The following is a 16,794-nucleotide window of genomic DNA, read 5'->3' on the forward strand; positions in this document are numbered from 1 at the left end:
AAGGGAGGTTGCATGAATTTAGATGAATTGTCGGTAGAAGTTAGGTCTTTCCATTCGCTTGTTTCCCAAGCTTTTAACGAAATCGAAAAAACCATTGTCGGCCAAAAAGATCTGGTGAGTAAACTTCTTTTGGGTTTATTGACCGATGGGCATATTCTGGTTGAGGGGGTGCCGGGACTAGCCAAGACAACCACGGTCAAAACAATGGCCCGGGTTATTTCCGCTTCCTTTCAGCGCATTCAATTTACTCCCGATCTATTGCCCGCCGATATTCTAGGAACCCAAATTTACAATCCAAAAACCCAGGAGTTTTATGTAAAGCGCGGCCCCTTGTTTCACAATATTATTCTTGCTGATGAAATCAATCGCGCCCCGGCCAAGGTGCAAAGCGCTCTTTTGGAGGCCATGCAAGAAAAACAGATCACCATTGGGGAGCAAACTTTTAAGTTGGAAGAGCCCTTTATTGTGCTGGCCACACAAAATCCCATTGAACAGGAAGGCACCTATCCCTTGCCTGAAGCCCAGGTGGACCGCTTCATGCTGAAGTTGAATGTAAGTTACCCTTCAAAAGCGGAAGAGTTTCAAATCATGGAACGTGTGGCCAATAAAATGAGTGCTGAACCCAGGGCTGTTTTAAGTACGCAAAAAATTCTGGAGATGCGCGAGGTCATTCGCAAAATTTATATCGATCCCAAGCTTAACGATTACATCATCCGCCTTGTTTTTGCCACGCGCCAACCCGAAGAGTACGGACTAAAGCTTGGCCCCTACATCCGTTATGGGGCTTCCCCGCGAGCCTCCATTAATCTGCACATGGCGGCCAAGGGTTTGGCTTTCCTTAAAGGGAGGGCTTACGTCATTCCCGAAGATGTAAAGACAATCGCCCACGATGTGATGCGCCATCGTATTTTACTCACCTTTGAGGCTGAAGCCGAAGGCCTTACCAGTGACTCTTTATTGCAACAGATTTTGGACGGCGTTGAGGTGCCTTGATGCTCTCACCAGAACTTCTCAAAAAAATCGAGAACATTGTGATTAAAAGCCGTTATTTGGCCAACGAAATGTTTTCGGGCGAATATAAAACGGCTTTCCGCGGCCGGGGCATGGAATTCGAAGAGGTCAGGGAATACATTCCCGGAGATGATGTGCGCTTGATTGACTGGAATGTTTCAGCCCGCATGGATAAGCCCTTTATTAAAGTCCATCGGGAAGAAAGAGAGCAGGCTGTCATGTTGGTAGTTGATTTATCACAAAGCCTTTATTTCGGATCAAAAAAAAGATTGAAAAGAGAAGCGGTTGCCGAATTAGCGGCTGTTCTTGCCCGTGCCGCCACCAACAGCAATGACAAAGTGGGCCTCATTTTATTTTCCGACCGGGTTGAATATTATCTGCCCCCCCGCAAAGGAAAAAGCCATGTCTGGCAAGTAGTCAAGAGCATTCTGACCCATAAACCCATCGGGCAAAAAACAAATCTTGAAGGCGCACTTCATTTTTTAAGCAGGGTGGTCCATCGGCGCTGTGTTTGTTTTGTTATTTCTGATTTTTTGACGGAAGGCTTTGAAAGCGTGCTTAAAGCGGTTTCGCGCAGATACGATGTTGTTAATTTCATCATGCGTGACCCTTTGGAATTAAATTGGCCCGGGAAATCATTTGTGAACCTGAAAAGTGCCGAAGAAGAGGGGGTTTCCTTGGGCCAAAACATGGGAGGCAAAAACATAAGGAAATTTAATGAGTATCAAAAATTGAGTATCCAAAATCTTACAGCACAATTCCAGGGCATGAATATGGATGCCCTTTTTCTAAAAACAAATGAAGATTACATCGATACCCTGATACGATTTTTTCGTTTTAGAGATAAAAGGAGAAATTAAGCATACCTCGTGTACCCGTGTAAGGGCGGTTCACGAACCGCCCCTACATGGGGCACTCGCCATTTATTATGGAAGACATCCCCCAATCATCTGAGAGCATGAAAGATATTCTGGATATCGAGAATATTGTCCTGTTTTTATGGCCAAAAGTGCTGCTCTTTGTATTTGGAATTCTGGCTCTGCTTCTTTCTATTTTTTTAATCATAAAGATTTTTCAATTTTTAAAAAACCGCAAAAAAAAAATCCTCTCCCTTTCACCCTTGGAACAATCTTTAAAAAGACTTTCCAAAATTGGCATTAATTTGCTGATTAACTCCCCCCAACCCCCTCTTAAGCTAAGAGGGGGCAAGGGGGAGTTATGTCACTCTGTATATTTTGAGCTGTCTGAAATTTTACGAGAATACCTTGATCGGGCTTATTCATTTCCTGCCATGGAAAAATCAACGAGCGAAATCAAAGAATTGTTTATAACAAACAAGCCCATCGCGCTATCAAATGAAATCATTGGTGAGCTCGTTTCATTTTTCGAAAAGGCAGACCAAATAAAATTTGCAGGCCAACCCAGTGACAATGAAGGTATTAAGGTGGATATGGAAAAAATTAAAAATATAATCATTTGTCTGGATGGCTTATTAAAAAAAGACATTTCCAAACATTCATGACCACATCTTTTTTTCAATTTGGCAGTCCCTATTTTTTATTCCTTCTTCTTTTATTGCCCCTTGTGTGGTGGTGGCAGGGTAAAAAAAAAGGTGTTTCCATTCGTTATTCCTCATTGAAACTTTTTTCTCCTATTACAGGCAAAGATTCGATTCGATTTCATTTTCCACGTTTTTTTTTCATGGTCGGGTTAGCCCTTTTGATTATTGCTTTGTCGCGACCCCAAGCCGGGTTTAAATCGACGGAAATAACAGCCGAAGGTATTGATATCATGCTCACCCTGGACACTTCCGGAAGCATGAAGGCCCTCGATTTTGAAATAGAGGGCCAAAGAACAAACCGGATGGAGGTGATTAAGAAAGTCGTTGATGATTTCATTGCCCACCGAGTCAGCGATCGCATCGGGCTTGTCATTTTTGGGGATACTGCTTTTACACAATGCCCACTCACCCTTGATTATGACATCCTCCGTTCTTTTCTAAAATTTGTGCGTATAGGAATGGCAGGCGAGTCAACGGCCATTGGCAATGCCCTGGCCACAAGTGTTAAACGTTTAAAAGACAAACCGACAAAATCAAAAATCATTATTCTTCTTACTGATGGAAGCAGTAATGCCGGAGAAGTGGCTCCCATCACAGCGGCCCAGATTGCCAAAGATTATGGAATCAAGGTTTACACAATTGGGGTGGGAAGTAATCTTGAAGTTCCCTTTCCCCAGGAAACGCCTTTTGGCACACGAATTATCCGTGCGCGCCTGGATATGGATGAGGCCAGCCTTAAAGAAATAGCAAACATTACCGGAGGGCGTTATTTTAAGGCGACCGACACGTCCGAACTTCAAAAAATTTATGCCACAATCGACCAGTTGGAAAAGACGGAAGTAAATATGAAACAATTCAAAGAGGTCAACGAACTCTATTTCTGGTTTGTGGGCGCTGCTTTGTTATTGATGATGAGTGGTTTGCTTTTGGAAAACACCTTATTGATGAGGTTGCCCCTATGATGTGGGCCCATTTTAAATGGTGGCCGATTTTGTTTTTGGTGCCCGGGCTCGCCCTTTTTTTAAGAAGCACTTACCAGTGGAGAAAAAAACGTCTTCAAAGCTTGATAGATGCTCCCTTATGGCCTGAAGTTTTGCCAGGATGGGAACATCATCGTCTTCTTCCCAAGGGAATTCTTTGGGTTCTTGCTTTTACTTTTGTTTTGGTCGCCCTTTTACGCCCACAATGGGGATATGAGCTTAAAGAGGTACACCGAAAAGGGGTGGATATTTTTGTTTTGGTGGATGTTTCAAATTCAATGTTGGTTGAAGACATCAAACCAAACAGACTGGAACGTGCCAAGCGCGAACTTAAGGACCTTCTTGATTATCTTCATGGGGATCGCATTGGGCTTATTCCTTTTGCTGGCAAGGCCTATGTTGCTTGCCCCCTGACCAGTGATCATGAAGTTTTTTCCTTGTTCACAGATGAGCTTGATACAGAGCTTATTCCCACTCAAGGGACTAATATGGAAGAAGCCTTCCAAAAAGCTCTGGAGGGTTTTGGGTCCAGCCCTTCGGGTTCAAGAACCATTATTTTGATGACCGATGGCGAATCGACAAGTGGAGCTTGGAATCAGGTGGTGGAGCGAGTTCAAAAAGAAGAGGTGAAGGTTTTTGTCATGGGTTTTGGCACGGAGGCCGGCGGCCCCATTCCCGAATCGAGTGGGGGAGGTTTTAAGAAGGATGAAAATGGGGGACTCGTCATTTCCAGACTGGATGAGGATTTTCTTGAAAATTTGGCCAAACAAACAGGGGGAACCTATGTTCAATCGACAACCGATGATCGTGACATCGACTTGATTTATAAACAGGGGATAAAAAAAGTAACAGAAGAACAAGAATTCAAATCCGATCAAAAGCGCATTCCCCTCGAGCGTTTTCAGATTCCCCTGGGTCTTGGGTTTATTTTATTTTTAATCATTTTTCTTTTGCCCGATGTTTCAAGAATGGGAAAAATGTTTTTGGCTGTTTTTATTCTGGGGTCCTTGTTTTCAACTTCAAGCCATGCCTTTGCCCCCTGGGAAGCCCAAAAGGGAAACCGGTATTATCTGCAAAACAAATACGACAAGGCGGAAGAAGAATATTTAAAGGCCCTTTCAACAAACCAATCCCCCCGGTTTTATTATAATTTGGGAAACAGCTATTATCGTGAGGGCAAGTTTTTAGAGGCCGAAGGGGCTTACCTTAAATCGCTTGATTCGCCGGATGCCTCCTTGCGTGAAAAGGCCCTCTATAATCTGGGAAACACGCATTATAGGCAGGAGCATTTGAAGGAGGCCCTCGATTTTTATGAAAAAGCCCTTAAAAGCAATCCGAAGAACACGCAAGCCAAACTTAACCATGATTTTGTAAAAAAATTGTTGGAAGAGCAGAAAAATCAGGAAAATAAAGAAGAGGAAAAAAACGACCAGGAACAAAAAGACAATAAGGATTCATCATCAAATAATCAGGAAGAAAAAGAAGACCAAAAAAAATCAGGTGATTCTTCACAACCGGAAAATAAAAACTCTTCGGAGAACCAGAAAAAAGAAGAAGCTGAGCAGAAAAAGGAGAATGAGACAAAGCAGAATGAAGGTGAAGAAAAAAAGGATGAACAAAAGCAAAACATGGATCATAATCCCCCCTCACAAACAGAGGGAGGGCAGGGGGAACAAAATGATGGCGCCATGGGCAAATCCGGAAGCGGTTCGCAAGGAGTGAGTCAAAAAGAAGCCCAGCGACGGCTTGATTCGTTGGAAGATACGCCAGGAAAATCATTGCGTGAAATGATCCAAAAAGATTTGGGAAGGCATCCTCGCCAACCCGAAAAGGATTGGTAGTTTTTGTTATGAAAAAATATTTTTTATTTTTTATTTTTATTTCCCAGATATTTTTTCATGCGCCTGAAAGCCGGGCTGATGTTTCTGTTCAAGCTGCGATCGATCCATCCCGGGCGAGCCTTGAAGATGAGCTCACTCTTACCGTGACGGTTTCAGGGAGTATGCAGGCCACTGAACCCAGCCTTCCTTCCATGGCCGCTTTCAAGGTTATTCCATCGGGGACTTCCACCAGCTTTCAAATCATCAATGGGCAAGTGGGTAGCCAGAAAGCCTATAGTTACATCCTTATTCCCACACAGGAAGGTCATTTTAATATGGGAGGAGTTAGTGTCTTTCTTAACGGAAAAGAATACACTTCCAATCCTCTTGAAGTGACCATTAGTAAATCCCCCCATGTTCCCTCTGGAAAACCCGCACAACAACCGGATCAAGTGCCTACTGATGAAGATGCCCAAACCTATCTTGATCGCACACAAAGAAATATGGCTGATTTGAAGCCCTATTGGATCGAAGCTGGGCTCACCAATAAAAATCCCTTTGTCAATGAGCAGATCCTTTACACTTTCAAGTTTTATACTTTGGTAAATGTGGGGCAGGCCCAATTAAGTTTGCCCGAGTTCAAGGATTTTTGGTCGGAAGAGGTTGTCCCCGAAAAAAAATATTACACCACCCTCTCCGGGCAAAAATATGTTGTGAGCGAAAAAATAATCGCTCTTTTACCCTTGCGTTCAGGGGATCTTTCCATTCCTGAGACAAGTCTAAGGGTAGAGGTGCCTGACCAAAGGGCGGATTCATTTTTTAATGACCCTTTTTTCCGTATGGGCAGGCTCAATATGCGCCCCAAAAATTTGGTGGCTCCCGCCCTTGATCTTAAAATAAAACCATGGCCTGAACCCCAACCCCCTGATTTTTCAAATCTCGTAGGTGAATTCTCCTTAAAAACCTCCCTTTCATCCGAAAATATTTCAATGGATGATTCGGCGACCCTCACCCTTGAAGTGACGGGCAAGGGAAATATTAAGGACGCCAAGCTTGTTTTGCCCGAAACTCTGGATGATTTTAAAATATATGATGACAAACCAGCCCTGGATGTCACTCATGCCGAGGATGGCTTGCAGGGTAAAAAAGTATTCAAGGTAGCCCTTGTTCCCCAAAGAGAGGGAGTCTTTCAAATTCCTCCTTTTTCATTAAGTGTGCTCGATCCTAAAACAGGAAATTATGTCCCCTTAACCGGTTCTCCCTTCACTCTTCATGTCAAAGGAGGATCGGCCTCTTCTGTTTTGCCCATCCAGAGACCGGGTTCAGACCGGTCCATCCTTGTTTCCAATGAAGATTTAGCTCCCATTCATGATGAATGGGGAAGAGCCAAGGCAAAAGAATTGAGTCGGCAATTTTTGCTGTTTTTATTTTTCATTCCCGCTTTTCTTGTTTTATTTGTTTATGTTTTTCAGAAAAGAAAAAAGTATCTGGAGGCCCATGAAAATGAATATAGGACAAGAAAAGCACTGGCGGTTTTTAAAAAATCAATGCGCAAGGCGGCTTCCTTAAGTGATCTTAGGGAAAGACAGGCTTGTCATCTGGAGGCTGTTCGCACTTATGTGCGCAATCGCATGGGGCTTGAACAAATAGGGTTGACACTTCAGGAAATGATGCGTTTTCTGGAAACCAAAAGTATCAGGCAGGATAAAAAGGCAGAATTTGAAAAAATACTGCTTGGTTTTGAGAAAACTTGCTATGGCGGGCATGTTCCCCAAAAGACAGAATTGGATCAATGGGCCCCACGTTTAACCAAACTTATAGAACAGATTGACAAGAAACTATAAATGAAACCCTATTATTTGATATTTTTATTGATTCTTTTTTCAGGCTCCCTTTTTGCCGATACGCCCGATCCTCTGTTTATCCAAGCCAACAAGGCCTATATCTCCAAAAATTATGAGGAGGCTTTCCAGGCTTATGAAACTTTGATCAAGAAAGGGGAGGCGGGGGCCTTTGTCTACGGGAATGCAGCCAATTCGGCCTATTATCTTGACCGCATGGGTCTGGCCCTGCTTTATTCCAAAAAAGCCCTCATGCGTGCTCCCAGAGATGCCGATTTAAGGGCCAATCATTATTTCATTCTGCAGCATACACATGCGACAAACAATACGTCTTTGAATATAGAATCCGTGATCGAAAAAACTTTTTTCTGGAGCAGTTACTTGACTGGTCATGAACTTTGGCTGGTCACTTTAAGTGCTTATTTTCTTCTGTGTTTGTTTGTTATTCTATTTTTGGTTTTTAGAAAGAACATCCTTAAAAAAGGATTTTTTTTCTCATTTATCTTGTTTCTCTTGTGCCTTTCTGGATTATTGACGAATTTGCTTTTTTTATATAACCCCCAGGATCACTACATTGTAGAAAAACAAGTTCCTGTTTATCCCTCTTTTGTATCTTCTGAACCATCCGATGTTTTAGCTGACGGGACCAAGGTAAGGGTGAAGGTTAAACATGGTATGGGAGAAGGGGACCAGTGGCTTTTTATTCATTATGGAAATGGTAAAAAGGGATGGCTTAGATCCGTGCAGGCACTTCCGATAAATTTATGAGCAAACCCACCCAGTCCTATTTTAAATCACACGATCATCATCGCTTATACTATGAAACCTGGGGCCACGATAAACCCAGGGGGACGCTTATCTTTGTTCATGGCCTTAACGAACATTCAGGGCGATATGCCCATGTGGCCGATTATTTTCAGAAAAGAGATTACAATGTCTATCTCTTTGATCACCGCGGACACGGAAAATCCGATGGTTTGCGCAGTTTTGCGGATGATTTTTCCCATTACCTCAAAGATGTGGATGAATTTGTTCATTTGGTCTTTAAAACGGAACGGGATCACAAGGTTTTTCTTGTGGGTCACAGTATGGGAGGGCAGATCGTTTTAAATTACCTGGCCAAATATCGTTCACGTCTGTCCGGTTTTGTCACGTTTTCCCCCAATATACTTACTGTTCTCAAAATTCCTTTTCTTAAAAAGTGGATCGGATTGAAACTGGCTTGTTTCATGCCCAAATTTTCGGTCGTCAACGAAATTGATTGCCGCTTCATTTCTCACGATCCCAAAGTGGTTGAAGCTTATGAAAATGACCCGCTTGTTTCAAAAAAAATAACCCTGGGCCTGGCCAAAGAGCTTTATGAAAACCAGAAGGATATCTTGAAGCTGGCCTATCGCATTCACATTCCGGCCCTCATGATGCATGGAAGCGGGGATCAAATCTGCCATGTGGATGGCAGCAAGAAATTTTTTAGAAGACTTGCTTCGGAAGATAAAACGCTCAAGATTTTTGAGGGCTTTTATCATGAATTGTTTAATGAGCCCGAGAAAAATCAGGTGTTAAAATTCATGGAAGATTGGCTTGCCAAAAGAACTTAGTCCTTTGACAAATTGATATAGATCCAATCTTCAAAAGCGTCAAAAAAATATCAGAACGGCAGTTTTTTCATGTCCATTCTTTGGTCTTAAATAGACATCCCTCTGTAAGTTCTTCATTTCTCCCACATTTTATTTTTCATTTTATGGCAAATATTTTGCTTCACTGGGAAGCTGTGTCATGGGGGGGGAATCCTTTATAAGGGGGCATCATGAAAAATTTTTTTTCTTTTTTCCAAAATAAATTTTGGGTTATTCCACTCATCATGATCATGGCCACGGCCAATTGCAGTAGCAGCAGTGATGGCAGTAGCAGCGGCTCCAGCGATGGTTTATCAGTTGAAGCCAGCGTCTCGCAACCTTCGACCAATGTTTCTGCGCTCAAATTACCTTCGGGAGTGAGGGGCCTCATGATGCAGGCGGCCGTGACAGAAGCCTCTGCTGAAGGAATTGTAGTCCATGCCGAAGACACGGCGGGAACCGAGATAGGAACTCCTTGTACAACGGATTCCACTGGAACATGCGATGTCACAGGGCTCACCAGCGCCCAACTTGAGGCGGGCATCGTTTTAGTGGCGGAAGACGCCGAGGGCGTCCCCATCCATGCCTACCAGGAATATGAAGCCGCGGATGTCACCGCCGCTGAAGCCAGCGGTGACGCCCTAGCCGCCCCTGTCAATACCGAAACCGACGCGGCTTACGGGGTGCTTGAATATTTTTGCAACGATGATTTGGCCAATTGCACGGGCTCGGAGGATAGCTTGACGGTGAACCGCGATTGCATTGTGCAGGCCACATCCGCCCTCATGGGGGATGATGACCCTTCGACGGATGATCTGGGTGGTTATGCCGAAGCTCTGTATGAAGCGCATGCCAATGCCATCGCCGGTGCTACGGCCGGTGCCAACCCGGCCGATCTCATGAGGGAGGCCTTGGGTGGGGATCCGACGGGATTCACAGGCACAGCCGGCACAACCGTGGGGGATGATGACATTCCCGTGGAGGATTCCATTGAGAACTTTGTGATCATGATGGATACAATCCGGGATAGTTTTTGCGCCGCAGCCGCAGGTGCGGAAACGACTTATGAAACGACCCACACAGAAGCCGGCACTGAGTTTGACCCTGCCGCCATGGTGGGCATGTTCCGATATTTCACACCGGATGAAATCGGGGAATATGAAGTGGAGGATTTCCGTGGTTTTGCCGGGGCCCTTCCCGCGTTGGATGGGGGCTTTAGGATCTTTGATCACCCCGAAGCCAGGAGGACCGCAGTCAACATGTTTAGAAACGGCGGCTTTGCGGATCCCACCAAAGCCGGGGCAGCCCTTGGCTTTATGGGCGCCACCTTTCCACCGCCGGCAATCGCAGGGGATTGGGAAAACATCCCCTGGGGCGGCACCTTTGATTACGAGGCCAGCGCCCGGGCAGCCGCTCTGGGTTGGCTAGAGATGGGCGATGATGCAGCCACGTTTGACCCTTCCACCATCCGGGATAAGTTTAACACCACATTCTCGGATGCCGGCCATAGGCAGGCCATTCTTGTGGGCGGTTCTTCGGCCATCGGAGACTTTATCGGCGGCTTCGTCAACGACCCGAATAATTTCGTGCCGGCCAACCACTTGGGGGAAATCAAAGCCCCTCCGGGAGGAGCTTGCGAGGACGATGATGATTGCCTCCCCTGTGATAATTGCTCCAATGATGTGTGCACCTCCCTTTCAACCACCATGGGTTCCTCCTGCACCGATGATGATAATTGCGACAGTGTCACCACCTGCGTCGGGGGTTTTATTAGCTCCTTTGGTGGGCATTGCATGTGCACCGCGGGCGTCCCGACAGGCGCTCCCGTGGGTGGAGGCGCAGGGTTCTTCGGTGTTACGGATGGCTTTGGACCACCCGCTGACGGCGGAGAGGGTGCTCCTTGCGGCACGGATTTGCCGGCCTGCAATGGCGGGCGGCAGTGCAGTGGGCAAGACCATGGCGTTTGCATCGGGGGCACCTTCAAAAAAGGACCCTTTGCCCCGTGCACAGCGGATGCCGAATGTTTCTCCGATGATTGTAGCGACTCAGGCATTTGTACAGCCGATGGGGACATCGCTGGGACAAAAGCCGTGGGCCAAGGTTGCTCCGGGCCAGCGGAATGCTCCACTTTCTTTTGCCAAGCTGGCCTCTGTGCCATTCCTGATCATATCAATGATGATCATGCCCTAGGCACCAATGACAAAAAGGCTGATGGCGAGAGCTGCATCACACCCTTTGAATGCGCTTCCTTCGTCTGCGCAGGTAGCCCTTTAACCTGTCAACCGGGTGGCGGCGGTCAGGGCCAACCTCCGGTGCCTCCTTCAAACTTGCCCACGGGAGCCTTCTGCATCGATGATGATGAATGCTTGTCGGGCAATTGTGGGTTTAACCCGAATACACATCAGAATAGTTGCGAATAAATAGAATAAGTCCCCCTAACCCCCTCTTACAGCTAAGAGGGGGCGACGGGTTCATCTCTAACCCGCATTTCTCACCGTAACGATTTTTCTGAAAAACTGGTTTGAAAATCAGCGGTGATGACTCATATTCCCTCTCCAAACCACCGTAATATTAACCCTGAAAAAAACTCAGTCATTTCACCAATTCCAGTTCACGGGCACTGGCCAAGGCGGCCAGGCGGCACAAAAAGCGGGACACGTTGACGACATGTTCCTTTTCCTGACAATCCAAAAAATACGATTCATGGGGTTCGTCGAGTTTGTGGAGGCAGAGGCATGAAAAACTCATACCGGGAGCGTTCAAGCTTTCAAATTCATTTTTGGATTCATGGACCCTGAAAAAACCACCCACATCATGGGCCCCCACAGCATAAATGACGGGCTCCACCGGGAATCCACTGTATTTGTCAATGGTGGGGATCCCTTCCTGTAATAAATAATTGGAAGCCGTCATCCCCCCTTTGGCAGACATGAGTTTGTTTTTCTTTTTTCGATTAAACAAAAGAATGTCTTCTCCTGAAAAAACGGCAGCCAATCCCATGCCATAAGTTCCCGTGTTGTTTTTAATGTAAACATAGGGAACTTCTTTTATTTGATATTGATTATATTTGTCACCGATCTTGCTGATAAGAGCATCTACCTGAGTGGCCAGCTTGTTTATCGAGTTGGCATCATTAAAATCAAGTGGGGCACTTACATCAAAGAAGGCATTGATCATCCATGGATCCAAGTTAAATTCCTTGCAAAAGGAGTCTGTGATTTCTTTTAGCAAAGAAAAGTGTCTGCTTTTTCTTCTTTGATGCCACCCTAAGGCGGGGTGGGGAATGATGGATTGGTCTAGCCCTTTGAGGATTTCCGGGATTCCTGTGGAGAAATCGTTGTTCGAAAGAATGAGATCGGGAACAAAATTTCCCGCCCGTACTAGATTCTTCTCACGAGACAATTTAAAGAGGGTCAGTTTTCCTTCATCCACTGAAACTTCAAGGGTGTTGTTTCCAATGTCGTTGCCTATGATGGCAAATTCAATTTCATGGATATCGCTAGAGAGAAGTTTTTTTAAGTGGAGAAGGTTTAAAAGATAAAACTTGTTTCGTGTGTGATCCTCGGCCAGTAAAACTATTTTTTTTACGTGGGGAAAATAATCTTCCAGATAACACTTGAAGGCAAGGGCCGTCTGCCTGGAAAAGGCCGTGCATAAATTGTTGAACCCGGCCGGGAAGAGATTGGAGTCAACCACCCCTATTTTAAAACCGGAATGACGAATATCGCATGAAAGATAAATATTGGGCCTTAAGTTTTTCCATTGAGCTTCAAACCAGTTGGCCACATCCTTTTGTTTTATCCCCAGTATGTTTTGAATGATATCCAGCATTTTACGTCAAGATTTTGTTGTAGGTAGATCTAACCTGATCCCTGTAGAGTTGCAAGGCCTGCCAGCAGTCATGGGCGTTTTTAAATCCCATGTTAAGGGCAATCTCTTCCATGTCCGGATCGTTGATTTTTAAACGATGAACAGACAATTCTTTTTTTAGAAAGACCTTGGCTTCAAAACTTCTGTAAAAAGTGTAGGCCTCTTTAAGGAGAAGGGCCTCGGTCTGGTTTTTGAGCAGGTTGAGTTCAAGGAGCCTGTCTAATCCTTCAAAAGTATTCTGGGTTCTTAGCGCGGCATATTCATGCCCGCAGATGAGTTGAAGGTATTGAAGCAGGAATTCAATATCCATGATGCCACCGCATCCCAATTTGAAGTCGATTTCATTTTTGGATTCATGGGCCAGTTCTTTTTCAACACGCATGCGAAGACGGTTCATTTCATCTTTGATGCTTTCGGGGTATTTTTGATTGAACAAAAGAACCTTGATATTTTCCATGACAAAACGGTTGAAAGCGGCAGGGCCTATCATGGGATGGGCTCGCAGAAGGGCTTGTCGCTCCCAGATTTGGGAGGCGTTTTTCTGGTATTCCATGAACTGATGAAACGAAGTGACAAGCAGGCCCTGTTTTCCTGAAGGCCGCAATTCGGTGTCAACTTTATAGGCAAAGCCTTGGCGGGTCGTGACTGAAAGGACAAAAATAAATTTTTGGGCAAGCCGTGCAAAAAACTCCTGGTTGGAGATTATTTTTGGCCCTGTGGTTTCCCCTTCTTCGGAATAGATAAAGATAAGATCGAGGTCGGATCCATACCCCAATTCAAAGCCCCCAAATTTCCCCATGCCCATGGCGACTAATTCGGAAGGTTTGGGCGAGACATTGTTCTGTAAATATTGGGGAACCCCATAAATGGGTTTTAGCAGCTCAAATGAAAGTTCAAGACCTTTTTGGGCGATGGCTTCTGCCAGAAGCGAAAGCTTGAATGCCATTGTTTTTCTGGAAATACCCTTGAATCTTTCCAGTTTTATTATTTCAGCGATATGGTTTTTCTTGAATATTCTTAAAGCATCGAGATTTTCTTCCAAATTCTTGGGAGCAAAAGAGAGCTCATTCATGGAATCGCGATAATGGTACAAGGGAATATCGATGGGGCGTTTTGTAAAGCGGGCTGGGACGGTTGTTGGGGCGTCATCTGCAAAGAGGCGGTTATAAATTTCATGATTTCTTTGAGTGGCTTTTTGGAGGTCTTGTTGAAAGTGAAAACTGGCTTCTTCCAACGAGTCATGCATATAGCCCATGCTTCGTGCGGCCTCACCAAGGCTTTGAGGTGAAAGATGGAGATCATGGGTTTGTGCCTCGTCCACCATTTGCAGGCGATGCTCCAGTTTTCTTAAGAAGAGATACGATTCCCTTAAATGTTTGGCATCCTCATTTCCGAGGAGTTTACTTTCTACAAGGGAAGCCAGAGCCTTTAAACTGTTACGATGTCTTAATGATGGGATTCTTCCTCCATAAATAAGCAAAAAGGCCTGGATGAAAAACTCGATTTCACGAATGCCCCCCAGGCCTAGTTTCACATTATAAATCTTTCCGGTTGATTTGGTGGCGGTGTTTATTTTTTGCTTGATGGATTGCACTTCTTGAATGCTGACCCAGTCCAAATGTTTGCGGTAAACGAAAGCGGTCATGGTTTCCAAAAAATCTTCCCCCAGTTTTTGGTCCCCCAGACAAGGGGCTGCTTTAATATAAGCCTGTCTTTCCCAATTGGCTCCCACTGTCTCATAATAGGTTTCCATGGAAAGTTTTGTCTGAATAAGGGCTCCGTCCCGTCCTTGGGGCCGCAAGTCCCAATCAACCCGATAAAAAAATCCGTTTTCGGTTCGGGTTTGAAGGGTATGTGTCAAATTTTGAAAATGACGACTAAAGAATTCCTTGGTGGAATATTTCCCCCCATAATCGAATTCGTTTTCGATGAAAGCAATAAGGTCAACGTCAGAACTATAATTGATTTCCATTCCTCCTAACTTCCCCATGGCCAGGGCATGGTAAGCACATTCATGGCCGTACTCATTGGTGGGCTTTCCCCATTTTGCAACCGATTCTTCATAGGTTAGATGATTTATGGTTTGAAGAAGTAGATAACAAAGTGCTGATAATTCAGATAAAATCTCTTCCTGCGAAGTTCCATTTAAATCTTTGAGAGTGAGGCGTAAGTATTCACGATATTTGTAGGTGCATAAAGCTTCCAAGCTGGAAGGAGATTTCTGGAGGAGGTTTTTGATTTCTTTTTTGATAACGGAAGCATCTTTAGGTTTACTTAAATAAGGGGAAGAAAAAAAAGTGTCAGCTTCGGCAGGGTTTTTTATGAGCCAAGCACTTAAAAAATGGGAAGTCCCAAATATTTGTAACAGTTTGATATTATTTGATTTATTAGAATTGAAAGATTTTTTAACGTCACTTTTATAGCATTCTTGGAATTTCTCCCAATCAAGAAAGGCCTCATGGGGGCGGGGGGATTTCTTAAAAACACTGTCGATATCATGATCTAAAACTTTTTTCATTTTAATCAACAAGAACAAAAACTTGATCCGTTTTTTATTTTTGCCCCTGGGGGCAGAAATAAAAAACGGATCAACCCTGAGCGATCCGCTGCGGAGAGTCGAAGGGTCGCTCAGGATTAAAAAATATTTTGTGAATATGTCACAATAAGTCAAAAAAGAGTCTATCACAACTATCTGACATAGTTCGAGAATTTTATACTTTAATGCACTGCGATAGAAGAGAATAGAATTGTTGATAATTTGTCAGTGACAATAAATCGTCAAAAATTGTACACTTAGCCTTGTTGTGGGGGGAGGGGGAGAGGTTAGTGAATAAGGGGGAATTCCATTCTATTGTTGAAGGGGTTGGTGTTTTTGGTGAGCCCGAGTTTGCGGCTTACTTTCAACGACTCTTTGAAAACGAACCCATTTCATTTGATTCTTTTACTAGTCTTCCTGATTTTTTTTCATTTATTACAAACCAGCATCCCCGGTTGATTATCATCAATGGGTCTCATTTTTCCCAGTTAGAAAATTTTGAAAACTTTTCGCAATTAAAAGCTTATCTAGATCAGATGAAGATTGTAAGTCTTGTGATCACAAAAACAGTGAAAGAAATTAATCAATGGCGTAGTTTGAATTGGCCAAATATCCGTTTTTATAACGGTTCGATTATTTCCCAAAATTTGAAACAAAAAGTAAAAAATATGATGCAGGAAAGACTATTTTTGGAAAAGCCTTCTTTGGCCATCATCAGCAAACAGGCCTATTTGAGCACCCAAGTGGAACTTATTTTAAAGAACTATGGTTTCAGGATTCATTCAACCATGCCCCCTTCCTCCAAAGAGAAAATAATGGCCATGACCAGTGAGGGATTGGATGGCATTTTATGGGATGTTCAGGCCTGGAACGAGAATAGCCAGGGGATTGTTTCACAAATGAATGAACAAATGCCCCATCAAAAGATTCCCATTATTTTTGTTTCGGAGGCTCCCGTTTTTAACAAGGACAAACTGAAAAATGATGCGGTTTGCATTCGTCATGAAAAAGAACTGATAAGTCGTATTTATCAAGATTTAACCGTTTCAGAAACCCCGGAAGTCGTTAGGTTGCGCGATGAACAAACAGGTCTCTACTTGCCTGCCATTTTCTTTGGACTGGCAGAGCGTGAAATGAGGATGGCGGCCAAGCATCGTGAAGAAATGGCGATCATTAAATTGACCATTGATAATTTAGGAGCCTTGGCCGATGAGTACGGGCCCATTTTTACGGCAAGTCTTGTCAATAACTTGGGGTTGTTTATCAAGAACAGGGTTCGTCATACCGACTTGGTGGCCAAAGGAGAAACAGGGCATGCCCTCCTTATGCTTAATCGTGTGACACCTGATCTGGCCAATTTGGTTGCCGAAAAATTGCGTAATCAATTTAAAAGCATTGCCTCCTTTGATGGGAAGGTCAGTTTTTGTCCGGAACTTCGTTACGAAGTGATTTGTTTCCCACGTGATTTTGCGTCCATTGAAGAAGCCAAACAACTTTTCCAAACAGCTTTTCCCGGTATTTTATGCCAGCCAGCCCTGGCTTGACAGCCGTTGTTCTTC

Annotated in this window: 12 protein-coding genes; 10 read left to right on the forward strand and 2 right to left on the reverse strand. The window is 44.3% G+C overall.

Going from position 1 to position 16,794, the window contains the following annotated elements:
* The first annotated feature begins 12 nt into the window (after nt 1-12).
* The 9 genes from A2048_07875 (at nt 13) to A2048_07915 (ending at nt 11,249) form a co-directional block, all read left to right on the forward strand.
* Nucleotides 13-993 carry an ATPase gene (locus A2048_07875; protein ID OGP09426.1) on the forward strand — a complete coding sequence of 327 codons (981 nt, stop codon included), beginning with the start codon at nt 13-15 and terminating at the stop codon, nt 991-993.
* A complete protein-coding gene (locus tag A2048_07880; GenBank protein OGP09427.1) occupies nt 993-1,871 on the forward strand; it encodes a hypothetical protein in 879 nt (292 codons plus the stop codon). Before A2048_07875 ends, A2048_07880 begins: the two co-directional genes overlap by 1 nt.
* Before the next feature lie 68 nt (nt 1,872-1,939).
* Nucleotides 1,940-2,533 carry a hypothetical protein gene (locus A2048_07885; protein OGP09428.1) on the forward strand — a complete coding sequence of 198 codons (594 nt, stop codon included), beginning with the start codon at nt 1,940-1,942 and terminating at the stop codon, nt 2,531-2,533.
* Nucleotides 2,530-3,534: a hypothetical protein gene (locus A2048_07890; GenBank protein ID OGP09429.1), complete on the forward strand. Its 1,005-nt coding sequence runs from the start codon at nt 2,530-2,532 to the stop codon at nt 3,532-3,534. The genes A2048_07885 and A2048_07890 overlap by 4 nt, the downstream gene beginning before the upstream one ends.
* Entirely contained in the window at nt 3,531-5,393 is a 1,863-nt protein-coding gene (locus tag A2048_07895) for a hypothetical protein (protein ID OGP09430.1), read from the forward strand. Before A2048_07890 ends, A2048_07895 begins: the two co-directional genes overlap by 4 nt.
* An 8-nt stretch (nt 5,394-5,401) precedes the next feature.
* A complete protein-coding gene (locus A2048_07900) occupies nt 5,402-7,216 on the forward strand; it encodes a hypothetical protein (GenBank protein OGP09431.1) in 1,815 nt (604 codons plus the stop codon).
* Nucleotides 7,217-7,981: a hypothetical protein gene (locus A2048_07905; protein ID OGP09432.1), complete on the forward strand. Its 765-nt coding sequence runs from the start codon at nt 7,217-7,219 to the stop codon at nt 7,979-7,981.
* On the forward strand, nt 7,978-8,811 hold the full coding sequence (locus tag A2048_07910; protein OGP09433.1) for a hypothetical protein: 834 nt from the start codon (nt 7,978-7,980) through the stop codon (nt 8,809-8,811). Before A2048_07905 ends, A2048_07910 begins: the two co-directional genes overlap by 4 nt.
* 209 nt (nt 8,812-9,020) lie before the next feature.
* Nucleotides 9,021-11,249: a hypothetical protein gene (locus A2048_07915; protein OGP09434.1), complete on the forward strand. Its 2,229-nt coding sequence runs from the start codon at nt 9,021-9,023 to the stop codon at nt 11,247-11,249.
* Nucleotides 11,250-11,421: 172 nt separating this feature from the next.
* Here A2048_07915 and A2048_07920 read toward each other — a convergent pair whose 3' ends face one another.
* Together A2048_07920 and A2048_07925 are read right to left on the reverse strand one after the other, a co-directional pair.
* A complete protein-coding gene (locus tag A2048_07920) occupies nt 11,422-12,660 on the reverse strand; it encodes a glutamate--cysteine ligase (protein OGP09435.1) in 1,239 nt (412 codons plus the stop codon).
* A 1-nt stretch (nt 12,661) separates the two neighbouring features.
* Nucleotides 12,662-15,370: a hypothetical protein gene (locus tag A2048_07925; GenBank protein ID OGP09436.1), complete on the reverse strand. Its 2,709-nt coding sequence runs from the start codon at nt 15,368-15,370 to the stop codon at nt 12,662-12,664.
* 155 nt (nt 15,371-15,525) lie between these two features.
* Here A2048_07925 and A2048_07930 point away from each other — a divergent pair, with 155 nt between their 5' ends.
* Nucleotides 15,526-16,779 carry a hypothetical protein gene (locus tag A2048_07930; protein OGP09437.1) on the forward strand — a complete coding sequence of 418 codons (1,254 nt, stop codon included), beginning with the start codon at nt 15,526-15,528 and terminating at the stop codon, nt 16,777-16,779.
* Nucleotides 16,780-16,794: the final 15 nt, after the last annotated feature.

This window comes from Deltaproteobacteria bacterium GWA2_45_12, assembly GCA_001797365.1.
Taxonomy (GTDB): Bacteria; UBA10199; UBA10199; order UBA10199; family UBA10199; genus UBA10199.

Excerpts from the sequence above, each read along its gene's own strand:
- A2048_07915 (OGP09434.1), top strand. The coding sequence starts at position 9,021 with ATGAAAAATTTTTTTTCTTTTTTCCAAAATAAATTTTGGGTTATTCCA.
- A2048_07900 (OGP09431.1), top strand. The coding sequence starts at position 5,402 with ATGAAAAAATATTTTTTATTTTTTATTTTTATTTCCCAGATATTTTTT.
- A2048_07910 (OGP09433.1), top strand. The coding sequence starts at position 7,978 with ATGAGCAAACCCACCCAGTCCTATTTTAAATCACACGATCATCATCGC.
- A2048_07905 (OGP09432.1), top strand. The coding sequence starts at position 7,217 with ATGAAACCCTATTATTTGATATTTTTATTGATTCTTTTTTCAGGCTCC.
- A2048_07880 (OGP09427.1), top strand. The coding sequence starts at position 993 with ATGCTCTCACCAGAACTTCTCAAAAAAATCGAGAACATTGTGATTAAA.
- A2048_07875 (OGP09426.1), top strand. The coding sequence starts at position 13 with ATGAATTTAGATGAATTGTCGGTAGAAGTTAGGTCTTTCCATTCGCTT.
- A2048_07895 (OGP09430.1), top strand. The coding sequence starts at position 3,531 with ATGATGTGGGCCCATTTTAAATGGTGGCCGATTTTGTTTTTGGTGCCC.
- A2048_07890 (OGP09429.1), top strand. The coding sequence starts at position 2,530 with ATGACCACATCTTTTTTTCAATTTGGCAGTCCCTATTTTTTATTCCTT.
- A2048_07920 (OGP09435.1), bottom strand. The coding sequence starts at position 12,660 with ATGCTGGATATCATTCAAAACATACTGGGGATAAAACAAAAGGATGTG.
- A2048_07885 (OGP09428.1), top strand. The coding sequence starts at position 1,940 with ATGGAAGACATCCCCCAATCATCTGAGAGCATGAAAGATATTCTGGAT.